Raw genomic sequence first — 18242 nt, forward strand, 5'->3', positions numbered from 1 at the left:
GCGTCAGCCGCCCTGCTTGTCCTTGGAGAGCCAGACGTTCGCGGGATCGAAGTTCTGCAGCGAAGGCACGTACACCGCGTTGTTCACCTGGGCCGCGTGGTAGTTCGCCTGCTTGTTGTTGGTGAGCGGGAAGAACGGCGCCTGGTCCATCACCCGGGCGTCGGCCTTGGCCCACAGGTCGGCGGCCTGGTCCTCGGTCTGCGCGGCCGCGGCCTGCTGGATGAGCGTGTTGGTCTCGGCGTCGTCGTACAGGCCGAAGTTGCTGCCGACCGGCGGGAAGGCCGCCTTGCCGTAGAACAGCGGCTTGAAGAACGACAGCGCCGCGTTGCCGTACCAGTCCGCACCCCAGCCGGCCAGGGACATGTCCCAGACACCCTTCTGGGCGACCGACGGCACCTGCAGGTACTTCACGTAGAAGTCCGAGTTCGGCGACGGTACGCCGGTCACCGTGATGCCGGCCTTGGTCAGGTCCTGCTGGATGGTCTGGAAGGCCTTGCTGCTGCCCTCGGTCGCGTTGCGGTACAGGAACTTCAGCGTGAGGTTCGGGTAGCCGGCTTCGGCGAGCAGTTGCTTGGCCTTGTCCGGGTCGTACGGGTACGGGTCGATCTGCTTGGAGCCGACGATCACATCGGGCAGCACGTGGGTCAGCGGGGGAGCGAGCGTCTTGCCGCCGAGCACCTGCAGGATGTGGTCGCGGTTGATCGCGAAGTTGATCGCCTGCCGGACCTTCGGGTTGGCCAGCGCCTTGTTGTTGTTCGGCGAGGCCGTGTTGTAGATGACGTACGGGTTGGAGCCCGCGGTGTCACCGATCTTCAGGTTCGGGTCCTTCTTGGCCTGCAGAGCCGGCAGCTGGGACGGCGGCGGCGCGACGTCGAACTCCATGTCGGCGGTCGGCGTACCGGTCTGGAGCTGCTGCTGGATCGAGTCCTGGGTCAGGCCCTGGGTGACCACGACCTTGTCGACGTACGCCTTGCGGACCGGGTCGCTCGCCGCGTCCCAGGCGGGGTTGCGGGAGTAGGTGATCGACTTGCTCGGCACCCACGAGTCGATCTTGTACGGGCCGTCGGCGGGGAAGTTGTTGCCGAGCTCGGTGCTGGCCGGGAGGTACTTCAGCGCCTCGACCGGAGCCGGGGAGAAGGCTGGCAGGGTCAGCATGTCGACGAAGTAGCTGGCCGGTTGGGTGAGGTGGAAGACGACCGTGCTGTCGTCCTTGGCCTCGACACCGGGCAGGGCGGTCTTGTCGATGTAGTCCTGGATGCCAGCCACCGTCTTGGGTGCCTTGGCGAACCCGTCCGCGAACTTCTGGTAGCCGTCGATCAGGTCGGCGAAGTCCGGCGTACCGCCGAAGGGCTGGACCGGGTTCGCGGTCCGCTTGACGCCGCGGACCACGTCGGCCGCGGTGATCTGCCGGGCCGGGGTCGTGCCCCACTTGGCGCCCGGGCGGATCTTGACCGTGTAGGTCTTGCCGTCGGCGCTGATCCCGCCGTTCGCGGTGGTCGGGATCTCGGGTGCGAGGTCCGGGACCGGCGCGGTGTTCTTGCCGTTCGGGTCGGCCGGATAGGTGAAGAGCTGGCGGCTCCACAGACGCAGGCTCAGATAGCCGACGGAGTAGTAGCTGATGTTGGGATCCATGTAGTCGACGTCTTGGGCGCCGAGCATGTTCAGCGTTCCACCGGCGACCGGTGCACCGGCAGTGCCGCCGGATCCGGTCGGCGACGAGCCGCTACTGTTACAGGCGGCGAGCACCAGGGTCGCCACGACGGCCAGGGATACGGCCGCCAGCCTCTTTCGAGCCATGTGTCCTCCTCCAGGACTGGATGGCCCCGATCTTGGGACTTGCGGACCCGGCCGGAACGGTGATCACCGAAGCGTCAAGGACTTGTCATCTGGGTCCGGGCTGAACATGACGGATTCATGACAGCTGTAACCGCCGTCCGGGCCCCGTGGTGAGCGACACTGGTCCCGTGGCACACAGCCTGTTGCTGGTCGACGACGAGCCCCGCATCCGCCGGGTACTGCGGCTCGCCCTGGAAGACGAGGGGTACGAGGTCGCGGAGGCGGCCAACGGCCTCGACGCGCTCGCCGCGTTGCGCCGGCAACCGCCGGACGTGGTGCTGCTCGACATCATGCTGCCGGACCGGGACGGGTTCACCGTCTGCCGCGAGATCCGGCGGACCAGCGACGTACCGGTGATCATGGTGACCGCGCGGACCGACAGCCACGACGTGGTCGCCGGGCTGGAGGCCGGCGCGGACGACTACGTGACCAAGCCGTTGGTCGCCAAGGAGCTGTCGGCCCGGATCCGCGCGCTGCTGCGTCGGGTCGAGCCCGCCAACGCGCGGCAGCCCGACGTACTGGTGGTGGGTGATCTGACCATCGACGTACCGGGGGCCGAGGTGACGCGGGGCGACGCGGTGCTGCCGCTGACGCGGACCGAGTTCAAGCTGCTCGCCGAGCTGGCCGGCGCCGAGGGGCGGGTGCTGTCGCGGGAGCAGTTGCTGTCCAAGGTCTGGGGCTACGGGTACTTCGGCGACAGCCGGATCGTCGACGTGCACATCCGGCGGCTCCGCCTGAAGATCGAGCACGATCCCGCCAGCCCCAAGCACCTGGTGACAGCGCGCGGTCTCGGCTATCGATTGGTGAGCTAGGGCGTGCGGCTTCTCGGCGGAACGAGTCTGCGGGGGCGGGTGACGATCGCCTATGGGTTGCTCGCGCTCAGCCTGTCCGCGGTGCTCGCTCTGGTGACCTGGAACATCGTGTCGGACTACCTCACCGACCAGCGCCGCGAGTCCGCGATCAGCCAGACCTCCGACAACGCGGCCGCCTTCCGCTTCGGCCTGTACGGCGCCTCGACGCCCTGCACGCCGGCCCGGTTACGCGTCGAGTGCGAGGCCGCCGTACAGCGACCGGGCGTGACGGTGATGGACGTGCTGAACAGCCTGCCGACCAGCGACTCGGCCGCCTCGATGGTCTACGTGAACGGTGAGTGGTTCTCGCTGACCGGCACGCCCCAGGACCTACCGCAGGAGCTGATCCAGTCGGCGCGGACGGGGACGACGGCCGATCAGCGGATCGTCGTGGGTGGTCAGCGGGTGCTCGCGGTCGGCGTTCAGCTGGAGCGGCCGGGGGACGCGCTGTTCGAGTGGCACCCGCTGGACGTTCTGGACGACACCTTGGAGACGCTGCGGTGGACACTGATCGCGGCGACCATCGCGACGCTGTTGGTCGGTCTCGCGGTCGGTCGGCTGGCCAGCACGCTGGCGCTGCGGCCGCTGGCCGAGCTGGCCAAGGTCGCGGACGCCGTCGCTCGCGGTCGGCTGGATGCGCGGCTGGAGGCTGAGGAGGACCGCGACCTCGGTGGCCTGGCGCGCTCGTTCAACCAGACCGCGGCCAATCTTGAACGGCGGGTCGCGGCCGACGCTCGGTTCGCGGGCGATGTCAGCCACGAGCTGCGGACGCCGCTGATGACGATGCTGAACTCGATGCAGCTGATCCAGAACCACCGGCACGAGCTGCCGGAGGCCGTGCGGGAACCGGTGGACCTGCTGGGTGACGACCTGGACCGCTTCCGGCGGCTGGTGATCGACCTGCTGGAGATCTCCCGCGACGACGGTGGTGACCGCGGCAGCCGCGAGCTCGTCCGGATCGCCGACCTGGTCCGGGCCGCCGCCGACGCGACCGCCGGCCGGCCGATCACCACGGTCGAGCCGCGCGCCGAGTTCCTGGTCATGCAGGCCGACAAACGCCGGCTCGAACGCGTCATCGCCAACCTGGTCGAGAACGCCGAGGACCACGCCGGCGGCTGCAAGGGCGTCGGCGTCGCCCCCGGCGGCCTCGGCGTCGTCATCACCGTCGACGACGCCGGCCCCGGCATCGCCCCCGAGGACCGCAACCGCATCTTCGAACGCTTCGGCCGCGGCGAAACCAGCGGCCGCGGCCGCGGCGTCGGCCTGGGCCTGGCGATCGTCGCCCGCCACGTCATGTGGCACCAGGGCACCATCCAGGTCACCAACAACCCCACCGGCGGAGCCCGCTTCCAAATCGAGCTCCCCGCCAAATAACCCCCACCCCCACCGCGCGCTCGCGCCCAAGGGTGGGCCCGCTGCTCTTTGTGCACGGGCGTCGACTTTGGGAACCCACCGACCATTTCAGCGCCCTCGAAGTGGTTGGTGGGGTCCCAAAGATGCGGTTGGTGCACAAGGGTGGGGCGGCTGCTCTTTGGCGCGCGTGTTTTCGCGCCCAAGGGTGGGCCCGCTGCTCTTTGTGCACGGGCGTCGACTTTGGGAAGCCACCGACCATTTCGGTGCGTTCGGAGTGGTTGGTGGGTTCCCAAAGATGCGGTTGGTGCACAAGGGTGGGGCGGCTGCTCTTTGGGCGCGGGGCGCGGGGGTGAGGGGTGGGGGATGGGGGCGTTATTCGGGTGACGGGGGGTGGGTGGGCGTTTAGGGTGGCGGTATGGCTACTTGCCTCTGTGTCTAGGTACGCAACCCGCTTCCGCGCCAGAAGTGTGTTCGCTTACCATCACAGAGAGTTACAGTCATGATCACCGTTAGTGGTGTAGATCTTCGCGTCGGGGCTCGGTTGCTGTTGTCCGACCTGACGTTCCATGTCGGTCCGGGGGACCGGGTCGGGCTTGTCGGGCGTAATGGCGCCGGCAAGACGACGCTGCTGAGGACGCTGGCCGGGGAAGAGCGTCCGGCCGTGGGGACCGTCGCGGTCTCCGGTTCGGTGGGTTACCTGCCGCAGGACCCGCGCGCGGCCGACCCCGGTACGACGGTCACCGATCGGATCCTGTCCGCCCGGGGCCTCGACACGGCCATCCGCGATCTGCGGAAGGCCGAGCTGGCGATGAGCACGGCCACGGGCGACGCGCAGGAGCGGGCGATGGCGGCGTACGGGCGGGCCGAGACGCGGTTCCAGGCCGGCGGTGGCTATGCCGCCGAGGCAGAGGCGGCTCGGCTCGCGGGCGGTGTCGGCCTGCCGGTACGGGCGCTCGAGCAGCCCGTCGGCGAGTTGTCGGGTGGACAGCGGCGCCGGGTCGAGCTGGCCCGGATCCTGTTCGCGCAGCACGAGACCTTGCTGCTCGACGAGCCGACGAACCACCTGGACGCCGATTCGGTGGTGTGGTTGCGGTCGTTCCTGCTCGGCTACCCGGGCGGGCTGATCGTGATCAGCCACGACCGGGAGTTGCTCAAGGCAACGGTCAACCGGGTGTTCCACCTGGACCCGCAGCGGACCACGATCGACATCCACAACACCGGCTGGACGAAGTACCTGCAACAGCTCGAGCTCGACGAACGCCGCCGGACCCGGGAACGCAAGGTGGCCGAGCGCAAGGCCGCGATCCTGACCGCCCAGTCCCGCAAGATGATGGCCGGTGCGAACACGACCGTTGCCGCGCGCAACATGGCTCGCCGGGCCGACAAACTGCTGTCCGGGCTGGAGACGGTACGTCGTACCGACCGGGTGGCCAGGATCCGGCTGCCCGAACCGGCGCCGTCCGGCAAGACACCGCTGACGGCCCACGGCCTCAAGAAGGCGTACGGCGGGCTGCAGGTGCTCGACGGGGTCGACCTGGCCATCGATCGCGGCAGCAGGGTCGTCGTACTGGGCCTCAACGGCGCGGGGAAGACCACGCTGCTGCGGCTGCTCGCGGGTCGGGAGGAGCCGGACGCGGGCCGCGTCGTGCCGGGTCATGGGCTGCGGCTCGGGTACTTCGCGCAGGAGCACGACACGCTGGACCTGGCCGGTACGGTTCGGCAGAACCTGGCGGCGGTTGCGCCGGGGCTGACCGACGGCGAGGTGCGGAACGTGCTCGGCTCGTTCCTGTTCAGCGGCGACGACGTGGACAAGCCCGCCGGGGTCCTCTCGGGCGGCGAGAAGACCCGGCTGGCCCTGGCCGGCCTGGTCCACTCGGGTGCCAACGTGTTGCTGCTGGATGAGCCGACCAACAACCTCGACCCCGCCTCTCGCGACGAGGTCCTGGGCGCGGTCGGCAGCTACCCGGGCGCGACCATCATGGTCACCCACGACGAGGGTGCGATCGAGGCGCTCCGGCCGGATCGGGTGCTGATCCTGCCGGACGCCGACGAGGACCTGTGGTCCGACGACTACCTGTCGTTGGTGTCGCTGGCCTGATCTCAACCCCAGGGTTGAGGTGGAGGTTCCACCTGGGTGCGACCTGCGGGCTGACGTTCCGGAGGTCCTTTCCGAGGAGATTGGAGGCATCACAAACTCCTCGGAAAGGACCCCGAAATGTCGGCCCACGTTGTCTTGGCAGTCTTGGTCGCAGGCTTCGTGCTGGTGCGGGTGGTCGGCCGCCAGCTGATCGGCTCGCTGGTTTCGCAGCGCGCGCTGTTCATGATGCCGGGCGTTCTGCTCGCGCTCGGCCTGTTCTCGCTGTCGTCGGCGCTCGACCAGGCCTCCCCGGCTCAGCTGGCCTTTCTGGTGCTGGACTGCGTCGTGCTGATCGGCTTCGGACTGGCTCGCGGCGCCAGCCTGCGACTGACTGCCACGCCGAACGGACTCTGGCAGAAGGGCACCGGTACGACGCTCGTCCTGTGGCTGGTGACGATCGGGATCCGGGTCGCCGGCGGGTTCGCCTCCGCGGCGATCTGGCCGCACAACCCCGTCAGCGAGGCCTCGCTGGTCTTCACCATCGGCGTCACGCTCGCGGCCCAGAGCGCGGCCGTCTACCGCCGGGCCGAGAACCTGCACATCCCGTTGGCCACTCAGCGGGCATGATGTGACTGTGGAACTGACACTCCAGGACCGGGTACGGCGCTCCGCCGGACCCGGCATGGTGTTGCGCGGGCTGCCCAGTGTGCTGGTGGTGTTCACCGTGGTTTCGTTTCACGGCGAGCGCAGGCTCCCGTTCCCGCTCGTCGTAGCGCTCGCCGCGATTGTTGTCATCAGCAACGGATGGCTGCTCCTCCTGCCGGACGGGGAACCGATCGGACGGTCGGTCTTCGCCTTGCTCGCCTTCGCGATCGCGGGATCCCTGCTGTGGTACGCGCTGCCGGGGAGTGCGCTCATCGCGCTGCCGTTCTGGGCGGCCCGCGTCGCGGTGCGCTACCACCGGCCGGGACCGGTCGAATGGGTGGTGGTCGGCATCGCCGCCGTGGGGGCGACGGTGCCGTTCTATCTGGACTCCGACTCGATCGGAGCGGCATTCGGGGGCGTGTTCGGCATGGCCGCGCTGGTGCTGGGGTCGACCAACCGGCGCAATCGCCAGACGCAGCTGGAGGAGCTCGAGGTCTCGCTGGCCCGCAAGCAGACCGCGCTCGAGGAGCACGGCCGAGCTGCCGCGTTGGCCGAGCGGGCCCGGATCGCGCGCGACGTCCACGACGTACTGGCGCATTCGCTGGCCGGGCTGTCTTTGAATCTGCAGGGTGCTCGGTTGATGCTGGTTCGCGATGGAGCCTCGGCCGAGGCGATCGAGCAGGTGACGCAGGCGCAGGGGCTGGCGGCCGATGGGTTGGCCGAGGCGCGGCGGGCGGTCGCTGCGCTCCGGGACGACTCGGTTCCGGACGCGAGAGCGCTGGCCGATCTGGTCACGACGTACCGGCTTGAGACTGGGGCAAGCGCCACCTTCGAGACTCTCGGTACGGCGCGGGAGCTGCCGGCCGAGGTGATGAACGCGCTGTACCGGACTCTGCAGGAGACGCTGGCCAACACGCGCAAGCATGCGGTCGGGGCGCCGGTGGTGGCGACGTTGGAGTACGGCGACGTCGTCCGCCTGACTGTGGAGGATCGGCCGGGGAGGCGCCCGGATCGAGCGGCGCCGGGCGGCTATGGTCTGGTCGGAATGCGGGAACGGGCCGAGCTGCTGGGTGGATCGCTGGTGGCTGGGCCGACCGCGGTCGGGTGGCGAGTTGAGCTGAAGGTGCCGGGATGAGTGTTCGGGTGGTGGTCGCCGACGACCAGCGAGTGGTCCGCGACGGCCTGGTGACGTTGCTGAAGCTGCTGCCCGGGATCGACGTGGTCGCGGCCGCGTCGGACGGTGCCGAAGCGGTTCGGATGGTTGCCGAGCACAACCCGGACGTGCTGCTCGTCGATCTGCGGATGCCGAACGTGGACGGGGTCGAGGCGACCCGGCAGGTCCGCACCGACCACCCAAGGACCGAGGTCGTCGTGCTCACGACGTACAGCGATGACGACTCGGTGCTGTCCGCGCTGCGCGCTGGGGCACGTGGTTTCCTCACCAAAGACGCCGATGCGGAGTCGATCGGCCGGGCCATCGAGGCCGCGGCCGCGGGGCAGTCGATCCTCGACGCCGATGTCCAGCGCCGGCTGATCGAAGGCGCGGCGGCCGCGCCGAAGCCGGTCGACACCGGTCTCACGCCGCGCGAACTCGACGTGCTCCGGTTGATCGCCGGCGGCTTGTCCAACACCGAGATCGCGCGGCAGTTGGTGGTCAGCGAAGCGACGGTGAAGACGCACATCAACCACCTCTTCGCCAAGGCCAACCTTCGCGACCGGGCCCAGGCGGTCGCCTATGCCTACCGGCTCGGCCTGGCCTGACGCACAGCGTCGAGCAACAGATCGAGGTGCCCGCGATGCTGCGCAGTCTCCTCGATCATGTGCAGATAGATCCACCGCAGACTGACCTGGTGATCGCCGAACGACGGCCGCTTGGCCTGATCGTCGAGTGAGGCGAACTGTGCTGCCACCGCGCGACTCGTTGCGCAGGCATCGACGTACAACTGCCTGACCTCGGCCACGGTGTTGTCCGCCGCCGAGTGCCACTCCCAATCGGGGTCCTGGTCGAACGGCGCCGAATGCCACGGCTCGGAACTCGGTACGTCGAGCAGCTTGCGACTGAACCAGAGGTCCTCAACGGCGGCCAGGTGCTTGACGAGCCCGCCGATCGTCATGTCCGTCGCCGGAAGCACACGCGCGGCGGCCTCGGCGTCGGTGACTTCGTCGAGGCCCTTCAGGAGGCGGTTCCGGTGGAAGTCGAGGAACTGCTCGAGGGAGTCGCGTTCGCCGGCAGTGGTGTCGGGATAGTTCACCTGTCGATTGTGACGGTGCCGACGATGATGCGGTGGTCGGAGCAGGGTTTGCCGCCGGTGCAGTTCTGCGCGATCGCGAGCGAGTCTTCGGAGTACGGGCCCTTGAGGTGGTTCTTGCGGACGAAGATCAGGTCGATCTTCTTCGGGTGACCGCAGGGGCCCTCGGTGTTGTTCTCGGTGGTGGTTTCGCCGTAGCCGGCGCAGATCGGGTCGAGATCGTCGAGTTCGCGGTACTGGCCGCGGTTCTGGATGTTGACCTCGGTCTTCAGCTCGGCGTCGTACCAGTCGTCGAGCCGTCCCCAGCTCGGCTGGGCGTTGAAGTCGCCCGCGATCAGCGTGGTGTCGCCGCTGGCGTTCTGCTGCTCCAGTACGGACAGCACCTTCTGCAGTTGCTGGACATTCGTGCTGTACGGCGTGATGTGCGCCGTACAGAAGCGCAGTTGGGGGCGCGCGACCAGCGGCGCGCAGAGCAGTTGGCGCTGCTCCTTGGTGTCGTCCTGGGGGAGGAGGACCTTCTGTGCGGTGCCGAGCGGGAACTTGCTGAAGATCGCCTCGCCGAAGGCCTCGCCGTTGCAGACGTCCGCGCGCTGCTCCGCGAACCGGGAGAAGTTCGCCGTGTCCTGCGGCCAGCCGGCCGTCGCGAGCCTGCTCTGGATCTCCTTGTACTGCTGCCAGCAGATCTCGTTCAGCGCCACGAACTGGGCACCGCGGGCCTGGATCGAGGAGACCGCGCCCTTCACCATGTTGTTGTCGACCGACGCCTTGTTCATCGCCCAGCCGGCGACGTTCCAGCTCCAGACCTGGTACGTCGCCGTCGTGTCGGCGGCGGCTGGTGTCACCACGCCCAGACTCAGGAGGAAGGCGGTGAGGATTCCGGCAAGACGACGCATGGGGCTGCTCCTGGGGCGGTGGAGGCGGTCGGTAGGTAGCTTACCGAGAAATTCATCACCCCGTGGGTTTTCAACGGGAGTCGCGTCGGGGCAGATCGTGCGTTAGCCTCGACATATGAACAGTTCTGCAGATGTGCAGGGTCTGGACGAGTGCGCGGTCCGCCTGGTTGATCCGGAGCGGGTGGCGAGCGTCAATGACCGGATGCCGGCCGAGGACGCCATCGTCGACACCGCTGACGTGTTCAGTCTGCTCGGTGATCCGCGGCGGCTGAAGTTGCTGGTCGCGTTGCTGGACGGCGAGCTGTGCGTTTGCGACCTGGCCGCGGTGACCGGGCTCAGCGAGTCGGCGACATCGCATGCCCTGCGACTGCTCCGCGCGCACCGCGTCGTCGCCGTACGGCGGGATGGGCGGAACGCGTTCTACCGGCTGGACGACGCGCATGTGCGGATGCTGGTCGACCTTGCCGTCGCGCACACCGAGCACACCGACGCGATTCACCCGGAGCGCTGAGATGGCCGAGGCTGGGCACGGACATGGGCACGGTCACGGCCATGCGGTCAGCGGTGATGCGGACCGGAAGCTGCTGAGTGGTGCGCTGGCGCTGATCGTCGGCTTCATGCTGGCGGAGGTCGTGGTCGGGTTCGCGGCTGGTTCGCTGGCCCTGATCACCGACGCGGCGCACATGCTGACCGACGCGATCGCGATCGTGCTCGCGCTGGTGGCGATCCGGTTGTCGGCCAAGCCGCCGGCCGGTGGGTACACGTTCGGCTTCAAGCGGGTCGAGATCCTGTCCGCCCAGGCGAACGGGATCACCCTGCTGCTGCTCGCGGTGTACTTCGTCTACGAGGCCGTCAACCGGATGATCCACCCACCCGAGGTGAAGGGTGCGCTGGTCCTGATCACCGGTGTGGTCGGCATCGTGGTGAACCTGTTCGCGACCTGGCTGATCAGCAAGGCGAATCGTTCCAGCCTGAACGTCGAAGGCGCCTTCCAGCACATCCTGAACGACCTGTTCGCGTTCATCGCGACCGCGCTCGCCGGTCTGGTCGTGCTGTTGACGGGATTCGCCCGGGCCGACGCGATCGCCGCGCTGGTGGTGGCTGCGCTGATGCTGAAGGCTGGGGTGGCGCTCGTGCGTGACTCAGGCCGGATCTTCCTGGAAGCGGCCCCGGCCGCGATCGACCCGCAGGCGCTCGGCGCCGAGCTGTGCGCGATCGACGGAGTGGTCGAGGTCCACGACCTGCATGTCTGGGAGATCACCTCCGGCGAGCCTGCCGCCTCAGCGCACATCCTGGTCGCCGAGGGGCTGGACTGTCACCAGATCCGGGTCCGGATCGAGGCGTTGCTGGCTGAGCGGCACGGACTGACCCACTCCACACTTCAGGTCGACCACGCCAGCGGTGACGAGATCGCCGCGCACTGTTCGGACGCGCACGGCATCGTGCACCGCTCGATCACAGCCGCTGGACGAGGACCTGACCTGGCCAGTCCGGGGCATTGACCCGCTGCACGCTGAAGGACTCGGCCCGCGTGAACCCCTGCGACTCGTAGTACCGGATCAGGGCTCCGTCGTTCCCGGCGAAGCAGTCGAGCCGGATCTGGGTGATGCCCGCGTCGCGGGCGAGCTTGCGCGCGTGATCGAGCAGTACGCCGCCGATGCCCTGGCCGGTCGACCTCCGGTCCGTGACGAGCAGCCGGACGAAGACCTCCGGCCGGTCGGCCGGCAGCACGGGCGGTTTGGCGGTGCCGATGGCGAGTGCGCCGACCGGGCGGCCGTCGTACTCGGCGATCCAGAGGCCGCCAGAACCGGCGTACCCGGTGATCTGCTCGATCCGCCACGGGCTGCTCGAGTGCGGCTGCGTGCCCCACTGGTCGGTCCGCCCCTGCGCGACCAGCCACTCGGTCGCTCCGTCCAGCAGCGCCAGCACCGCCGGTACGTCGTTCCCGTCGCCGGGTCGCATCGTGATCTGCACGTTTCCCAGAATAGTTCGGCGCGGATGTCGAAAGCGGTCTGCCAGTCTCTACCTAGGGGTGTCGAAAGGAGCTCATCGTGAGCGCGCAGAAGCTGGACAAGACCTTTACCGCACCGCTGCTGCAGAGCCCGGCCAAGGGCGGCTGGACGTATGTGCAGCTGCCGGGATCGGCCGAGTTCTTCGGGACCCGCGGGCTGGTGAAGGTGCGGGGGACGATGGACGGGCACCCGTTCGAGAGCTCGTTCATGGCTCTCGGTGACGGAACACACAAACTTCCGGTGAAGGCGGAACTCCGCACGTTGCTGGCGAAAAGCCCTGGTGACGAGATCACTGTGCACCTCACCGAGCGGCTCTGAAGCGACCCGCGACCGTGGTGGCGGTCACACTCCGTCATGTTCTGAGTAAGGTCTCTGTGAAGAATTGCTGCTGACGGCCTCCTCGACTGTGGATCATCCGGCCCGGACCGTAAGTTCGGATGCGGGTGGTTCGTCGAGATTTGGGGTGAAGGAACGTGCAACGGGGCTCGCGCGGTGTGCCGTCGGCATGCCCTCACGCACCGGGGTGGACGTCATGACGGTGCTGAACAAGGTCCTCGGCGTCGCAGGAGTGGTCGTTCTGCTGGGTGGGATCGCGCTCGGGTTCCGCTCGGTCTCGTCGAGCGGCGCCTACTGCGGCTCGGCCTTCCGGACCGCGGCCGGCATCACGCCGATGACCTGCGACAGCGCACTGAGCAGCGCGGGCACGCTGGTCACCGTGGTGATCGCCGTCGGGATCCTGCTGCTGGCAGCGGCGGTCGTCGTCACGCGGATGGTCGCTCGCAGCAACGCCTGAGAGGCTGGGCTCGATGACTATCGAACCCTTCCGGCTGGCAGTGCCGGACAGCGACCTGACGGATCTTCGTACCCGGCTCGACCTGGTGCGGTGGCCGGACGAACTTCCCGAGGTCGGCTGGGACTACGGCGTACCGCTCGGGTATCTGCAGGAGTTGGTCGCGTACTGGCGTGACGCCTACGACTGGCGGGCAGCCGAGGCGCGCCTGAACGAGTGGCCGCAGTTCACCACCACGATCGACGGCGCGAACGTGCATTTCGCGCACCTCCGGTCGTCGGCGCCGGACGCGATCCCGCTGATCCTCACACACGGCTGGCCAGGGTCGATCGTCGAGTTCACCGAGGTCGCCGGCCCGCTGCTGGAGTCGTTCCACCTGGTCATCCCGAGTATCCCCGGCTTCGGCCTGTCCGGGCCGACCCGCGACCGCGGTTGGGAGTACCACCGGATCGCGAAGGCCTGGGCCGAGCTGATGACAAGGCTCGGCTACCACCAGTACGGCGTACAGGGTGGTGACTGGGGAGCTGCGATCTCCCGCGAACTCGGGCGACTGCACCCGGAGCGCGTGATCGGCGTACACCTCAATCTGATCCCTGGAGCCGGGGCCACGTCGGAACCGACCGCCGAGGAGCTCGAGCCGCTGGACCAGGACGAGCGGGACCGGACCTGGGCGTCGTGGCGGCGGTTCCAGCACTGGTCGAAGGAGGAGCAGGGGTACGCCGACCTGCAGTCCACCCGGCCGCAGACGCTGGCCTATGCCCTCACCGACTCACCGGTCGGGCAGCTCGCGTGGATCGCGGAGAAGTTCACTGCCTGGTCCGATCCGGCCAGTGCGATCGACCGTGATCACCTGCTCACCAACGTGATGCTCTACTGGCTGACCCGGACGGCGGGATCGGCCGCCCGGGTCTACTACGAGCGGGCGCACGCGTCGTACGGGGACGAGACCTCGTCCACGCCGACCGCGCTGCTCGACCTCGCGCACGAGAATTTCATCCCGCTGCGGCACAAGGCCGAGCGGACGAACAACCTCGTCCGGTGGACCAGCCACCCGCACGGCGGGCACTTCGCCGCGCTGGAACAAGCGTCCGTTTTCGTCGGGGACGTTCGTGCGTTCTTCCAGGGGCGCTCCCTAAGATAGGTAGTGACAATCGGCTGGGGGGCCATCAAACTGGCGTAACTGATTGACGAGAAGGCCAGCTATTTCGTAACTGGCCGGTGCCGGAATCAGGATCGCCATGGGGGGCGGGGGCCGTGATCCGAGTTCTGCTCGGACACCGGGGTGCATTGCTTCGCGGAGCATTGACCACGGTGTTCGCAACTGAAGACGATTTGGAAGTGGTGGCCGTACTGGACCACGCGGACGACGTGTTACCGGCGTCCGTGCGGGAGCGGCCCGACGTACTGGTGCTCGACGCATGCCTGCCAGGTGACGTCGGCATCGAGACGCTGGCGCGACGGTCGCCGGACAGCGGGGTGCTGGTGCTGTCCGATCGGGATCTGTCGGCGGCCGCGAGTCTGCGGCTGGTCCGGCAGGCGCCGCGGGTGGGGTTGATCGCGACCGACGCGTCGCCGGACGAATTGGTCCGCGCGATCCGGCAGATCGCGCGTGGGCAGACCGTGCTCGATCCGGAGCTGATGCTGGCCGCGATCCGGGTCAAGGACAATCCGCTGACCGATCGCGAATGTCAGGTGCTCAAGCTGGTGACGACCGGCGCGACCGCGCAGGAGGTTGCCCGGAAGCTGTGCCTGAGTGCGGGGACGGTGCGCAACTACCTGTCCCGCATCCTCACCAAGACGCAGGCGCGCACTCGGATCGAGGCGATCCGCAAGGCCGAGCAGGCGGGCTGGATCTAAGTCGTCGACGGGCCGGACTAGGGTTGCCGGTATGGGATTCACCGGCTTCCCGGCGGCTGCGCTGGACTTCTACGACGACCTCGAGATGGACAACAGCAAGACGTACTGGACTGCGAACAAACACGTCTACGAGGAGTCGGTCCGGGTGCCGATGGCGGCGCTGCTGGCCGAGCTGGAGGGCGAGTTCGGGAAGGCCAAGCTCTTCCGGCCGTACCGCGATGTTCGGTTCGCGAAGGACAAGACGCCGTACAAGACGCATCAGGGTGCGTTCATCGATGTGGCGCCGGCCACCGGCTGGTACGTCGAGGTGTCGGCGCCCGGGGTTCGGGTCGCGGCCGGTTTCTACGAGGCGAACGCCGAGCGGCTGGCGCGGGTGCGGACCGCCATCGACGACGACCGGCGGGGCAAGCAGCTCGAGGGACTTCTGGACGACCTCACCGCCGGCGGCTGGACGGTCGGAGGCGACCGGCTCAAGACGAGCCCGCGCGGGTACGACGCCGAGCATCCGCGGATCGAGCTGCTGCGGCACAAATCCCTGACCGTGACGAAGTCCTACGGTTTCGAGCCGCTCATCCACACGCCGGAGCTCGCCGCGTCCATCCGCGCCGACTGGCAGGCGACCCAGCCGCTCATCACCTGGCTCACCGACAACTCGTAGAGCCCCTGTAGGCCGTGTTGCGCCGGTCGCTGGGAGTGACGCACCTCACCCACTGAACCAAATGACGAATTTGGTCAGTCCGTCTACTGTGGAGTTATGACCACGACATCGGAACGGCAGCGCCGAGCACTGGTTGTTGGCCTCGGCATCAGCGGCACCTCGACAGCACTCGCGCTTCTCCGGGCCGGCTGGACGCCGGTCCTGATCGAGAAGGCTCCGCAACGGCGGTCGGGCGGGTACTTCGTCGGCCTGTTCGGCGCGGGCAAGACCGCGGCCGAGCGGCTCGGCCTCCTGGACTCGCTCCACGACCGGACCGCGTTCGACGGCCGGAACTACGACGCCGATCGCTTCGGCGAGTGGCGGGCCGGGTTCGGCTTCCGTGACATCCCCGGCACCCCGTGGCTGATGCTCCGCGGCGATGTCGAGCAGGCCGCCTTCGAGGCGCTCCCTGCCGATGTCGAGGTGCGGTACTCGACCGTGCCGACCAAGATCGAGCAGGACGCCGACGGTGTGGACGTCACGCTGACGAACACCGCCGACGGTACGGCGATCACCGAGCGGTTCGACCTCGTCGTCGGGGCCGACGGTCTGCGCTCGACCGTACGTCGCCTCGCCTTCGGACCGGACGAGCGCTACCTGCACCGACTGAACTACATGATCGCGGCCTTCCAGCTGCCCGGTGGACTCGGCAAGCTCGCGCTGCACGACGGCCTCACGTTGCTGGAGCCGGACCGCTCGCTGTGGGTGTTCCCGTTCGCCGACCACGCGCCGACCGTGCTCTTCGGCTACCAGACCGACGACATCGACGCCGAGTTCACCGAGCCGCCGGCCGTCCGGGTGCGCAAGGCCTTCGGTCCCGAGCCAACGGGCGACATGCTCGGTGCCGCGCTCGAAGCACTCGAGGCCACCGACGAGTTGCTGTTCGACTCGGTCGAGCAGGTGCACATGGATCGCTGGCACAACGGACGCGTCGTACTGGTCGGAGACTCGGCCTGGTGCGTGACCCTGTACGCCGGGATGGGCGTCTCCGCCGGCCTGGCCGGGGCGGATCTGCTGGGCACCATGCTCGGCCGGTACGACGACGTCCAGCGCGCGCTGACCGAGTGGGACCAGCAACTGCGCCCGCACATGGGCTACTACCAGCAGCTGGGATTCGAGCAGACCGCGGTGTTCACGCCGAACCGCAAGCAGATCACCGTGCGCCGGATGATGATGCGCGGAATGACGATGCCGGTAGCCTCGCAGGTGCTGCGCTTCGTGCGGACGCACAACAAGTCCGGTCGCATGAAGGACTTGGACATCGCCGCGGCCTGAGACAGGGCGCGGTCACGGGAAGGACGACGATGGCGGTACTGGCCGAGCAGGATTCCGGCAGCGCGGCGCGCATTCTCGGCGCCGCCCGGGAGCTGGTGCTCAAGCGCGGGGTCAAGGGACTGACCGTCGCGGAGATCGCCGAGCGGGCACATGTTGCCAAGGGCACCATTTACCTGCACTGGAGCACCCGCGAGGACCTGCTGGTCGGGCTGTTCGGCCGCGACTTCCTGGCCGCCCTCGACGCCTTCACCGAACTGCTGAACGCCGACCCTGACCTCGCTCGGCCCAGCCGGCTGATTCCGCTGCTGGTCCGGAGCACGGTCGACCATCCGTTCATCTGCGCGCTCCAGATCGAGGACGACGACCTGCTCGGCATGCTCACCCAGCACCCGCGCAGCGCCGAGCTGCTGGCGAAGCTCGGTCCCGCCGCCCTCATGCATGCCGCACTGCCGGTGTGGCGCCGGCATCATCTCGTCCGGACCGACTGGACCTTCGACGACCAGGCCTATGCACTGCAGGCGCTCCTGATGGGGTTCCTGACCCATGCCGTCGAGCGCCGGGTGCTGACGGCCATCTCAGTGGACGACCCGGCCCGAGTGATCGCCGCCGCGACGACAGCGCTCCTCGGTCCGGAGGAGCCCGGCCCCGGCGACGTGCAGGCCACCGCCGACGCCGCCCTCGCCGAGATCGAGATCAAGCGCGAGCACTTGCTGGTCTCGATCGGCAAACCCAACGAATAACCGAGGAGACAGAGCTGTGCCTAGCAATCGTCAGGTCCGACTGAACGGAATCAACATCCAGATTTCCGAGCAGGGCGAAGGCCCGCTCGTCCTGCTGGTGCACGGTTTTCCGGAGACGGCGTACTCCTGGCGCCATCAGCTCACCGCTCTCGCCGACGCCGGCTATCACGCGGTCGCGCTCGACCAACGCGGGTACGGCGCCAGCGACCGCCCGGACGGGATCGACCAGTACTCGATCTTCCACCTGGTCGGCGATGTCGTCGCGCTGATCCACGAGCTGGGGGAGGAGCAGGCCGTTGTCGTCGGCCACGACTGGGGTTCCATCGTCACTTGGAACACCGCGCTGCTGCGGCCCGACGTCGTACGCGGCGTGGTCGGTATCAGTGTGCCGCCGTTGCCGCGTGGTCCGCTGCCGCCGTTGACTCTCTCCGAGCGGAAGTTCGGGGCGGACTTCTATCAGAACTACTTCCAGGAGCCCGGTGTCGCGGATGCCGAGCTGGACAAGGACGTTGCCTCGTCGCTGCGCCGGATCTACTGTGGCGTCCCTGCTGCGGAGCCGTCGCCTGGTTTCGCCGGCAAGTACGACGAACCCGAGACGTTGCCGTCCTGGATCACCGAGGATGAGCTGGCCACGTTCGTCGAGCAGTTCACGGCCAGCGGGTTCACCGGGGGACTGAACTACTACCGCAACCTGGATCGCAACTGGGAGCAGACCGCGGCCTGGCAGGACGTGCCGATCACGCCGCCGGCGTTGTACATCAGCGGTGAGCAGGACGCCGTACGGATGATGTATCCGTTCGACGACGACAAGCGCGCGATCGTGCCGAACCTGCGCGGCGTTGTCGACGTACCGGACTGTGGGCACTGGACGCAGCAGGAGAAGCCGGATGTCGTGAACGCCGCGATTCTGGCCTTCCTGCAAGGGCTTTGAGCCTGCAACGGCTTTGAGGCGGCTGACGCTGGGTGA

Annotated in this window: 20 protein-coding genes; 16 read left to right on the plus strand and 4 right to left on the minus strand. The window is 68.2% G+C overall.

What is annotated here, in order from left to right; all coding sequences use genetic code 11:
• Positions 1-3: 3 nt before the first annotated feature.
• The gene (locus OG474_RS28170; protein ID WP_405056599.1) at positions 4-1797 is read right to left on the minus strand and encodes an ABC transporter substrate-binding protein; all 1794 of its coding nucleotides are present in this window, start codon (positions 1795-1797) and stop codon (positions 4-6) included.
• A 167-nt stretch (positions 1798-1964) separates the two neighbouring features.
• Here OG474_RS28170 and OG474_RS28175 point away from each other — a divergent pair, with 167 nt between their 5' ends.
• The 6 genes from OG474_RS28175 to OG474_RS28200 all read left to right on the plus strand — a co-directional run bounded on the left by OG474_RS28175 (position 1965) and on the right by OG474_RS28200 (position 8523).
• Positions 1965-2648, plus strand: coding sequence for a response regulator (locus OG474_RS28175; protein ID WP_405056600.1), 684 nt, complete (start codon positions 1965-1967; stop codon positions 2646-2648).
• Positions 2649-2651: 3 nt separating this feature from the next.
• The gene (locus OG474_RS28180; RefSeq protein ID WP_405056601.1) at positions 2652-4061 is read left to right on the plus strand and encodes an ATP-binding protein; all 1410 of its coding nucleotides are present in this window, start codon (positions 2652-2654) and stop codon (positions 4059-4061) included.
• A 478-nt stretch (positions 4062-4539) separates the two neighbouring features.
• Complete coding sequence (locus OG474_RS28185; RefSeq protein WP_405056602.1) at positions 4540-6138, plus strand: ABC-F family ATP-binding cassette domain-containing protein; 1599 nt, start codon at positions 4540-4542, stop codon at positions 6136-6138.
• Between the two features lie 117 nt (positions 6139-6255).
• Complete coding sequence (locus OG474_RS28190; protein WP_405056603.1) at positions 6256-6744, plus strand: hypothetical protein; 489 nt, start codon at positions 6256-6258, stop codon at positions 6742-6744.
• Positions 6745-6751: 7 nt separating this feature from the next.
• The gene (locus OG474_RS28195) at positions 6752-7897 is read left to right on the plus strand and encodes a sensor histidine kinase (protein WP_405056604.1); all 1146 of its coding nucleotides are present in this window, start codon (positions 6752-6754) and stop codon (positions 7895-7897) included.
• On the plus strand, positions 7894-8523 hold the full coding sequence (locus tag OG474_RS28200) for a response regulator (protein ID WP_405056605.1): 630 nt from the start codon (positions 7894-7896) through the stop codon (positions 8521-8523). The genes OG474_RS28195 and OG474_RS28200 overlap by 4 nt, the downstream gene beginning before the upstream one ends.
• Here OG474_RS28200 and OG474_RS28205 read toward each other — a convergent pair.
• Together OG474_RS28205 and OG474_RS28210 are read right to left on the minus strand one after the other, a co-directional pair.
• Positions 8502-9014: a DinB family protein gene (locus OG474_RS28205; protein WP_405056606.1), complete on the minus strand. Its 513-nt coding sequence runs from the start codon at positions 9012-9014 to the stop codon at positions 8502-8504. The two genes, OG474_RS28200 and OG474_RS28205, sit on opposite strands and share 22 nt — an antisense overlap.
• Positions 9011-9904, minus strand: coding sequence for an endonuclease/exonuclease/phosphatase family protein (locus tag OG474_RS28210; RefSeq protein ID WP_405056607.1), 894 nt, complete (start codon positions 9902-9904; stop codon positions 9011-9013). The genes OG474_RS28205 and OG474_RS28210 overlap by 4 nt, the downstream gene beginning before the upstream one ends.
• Before the next feature lie 115 nt (positions 9905-10019).
• On the opposite strand from OG474_RS28210, the gene OG474_RS28215 reads away from it, so the two are divergent.
• Together OG474_RS28215 and OG474_RS28220 are read left to right on the plus strand one after the other, a co-directional pair.
• On the plus strand, positions 10020-10415 hold the full coding sequence (locus tag OG474_RS28215) for an ArsR/SmtB family transcription factor (protein WP_391543167.1): 396 nt from the start codon (positions 10020-10022) through the stop codon (positions 10413-10415).
• Between the two features lies 1 nt (position 10416).
• Entirely contained in the window at positions 10417-11406 is a 990-nt protein-coding gene (locus tag OG474_RS28220) for a cation diffusion facilitator family transporter (RefSeq protein WP_405056608.1), read from the plus strand.
• On the opposite strand, the gene OG474_RS28225 is transcribed toward OG474_RS28220, so the two are convergent.
• Positions 11360-11878: a GNAT family N-acetyltransferase gene (locus OG474_RS28225; protein ID WP_405056609.1), complete on the minus strand. Its 519-nt coding sequence runs from the start codon at positions 11876-11878 to the stop codon at positions 11360-11362. The two genes, OG474_RS28220 and OG474_RS28225, sit on opposite strands and share 47 nt — an antisense overlap.
• Before the next feature lie 77 nt (positions 11879-11955).
• Between OG474_RS28225 and OG474_RS28230 the strand changes: the two genes are divergently transcribed.
• From OG474_RS28230 to OG474_RS28265, 8 genes are all read left to right on the plus strand, one after another.
• Positions 11956-12234 (plus strand): DUF1905 domain-containing protein, encoded by a 279-nt coding sequence (locus OG474_RS28230; RefSeq protein ID WP_405056610.1) that lies wholly within the window; start codon positions 11956-11958, stop codon positions 12232-12234.
• Positions 12235-12448: 214 nt separating this feature from the next.
• Positions 12449-12709: a hypothetical protein gene (locus OG474_RS28235; protein WP_405056611.1), complete on the plus strand. Its 261-nt coding sequence runs from the start codon at positions 12449-12451 to the stop codon at positions 12707-12709.
• Between the two features lie 13 nt (positions 12710-12722).
• Complete coding sequence (locus OG474_RS28240; RefSeq protein WP_405056612.1) at positions 12723-13847, plus strand: epoxide hydrolase family protein; 1125 nt, start codon at positions 12723-12725, stop codon at positions 13845-13847.
• A gap of 170 nt (positions 13848-14017) precedes the next feature.
• A complete protein-coding gene (locus tag OG474_RS28245; RefSeq protein ID WP_405056613.1) occupies positions 14018-14563 on the plus strand; it encodes a DNA-binding response regulator in 546 nt (181 codons plus the stop codon).
• A gap of 31 nt (positions 14564-14594) precedes the next feature.
• Positions 14595-15221 (plus strand): DUF2461 domain-containing protein, encoded by a 627-nt coding sequence (locus tag OG474_RS28250; protein WP_405056614.1) that lies wholly within the window; start codon positions 14595-14597, stop codon positions 15219-15221.
• 96 nt (positions 15222-15317) lie between these two features.
• Complete coding sequence (locus OG474_RS28255; RefSeq protein ID WP_405056615.1) at positions 15318-16535, plus strand: FAD-dependent monooxygenase; 1218 nt, start codon at positions 15318-15320, stop codon at positions 16533-16535.
• A gap of 29 nt (positions 16536-16564) precedes the next feature.
• Positions 16565-17275: a TetR/AcrR family transcriptional regulator gene (locus tag OG474_RS28260; protein ID WP_405056616.1), complete on the plus strand. Its 711-nt coding sequence runs from the start codon at positions 16565-16567 to the stop codon at positions 17273-17275.
• 16 nt (positions 17276-17291) lie between these two features.
• A complete protein-coding gene (locus tag OG474_RS28265) occupies positions 17292-18206 on the plus strand; it encodes an alpha/beta fold hydrolase (protein ID WP_405056617.1) in 915 nt (304 codons plus the stop codon).
• Positions 18207-18242: the final 36 nt, after the last annotated feature.

The organism is Kribbella sp. NBC_01505 (assembly GCF_045040285.1).
Lineage (GTDB): Bacteria > Actinomycetota > Actinomycetes > Propionibacteriales > Kribbellaceae > Kribbella.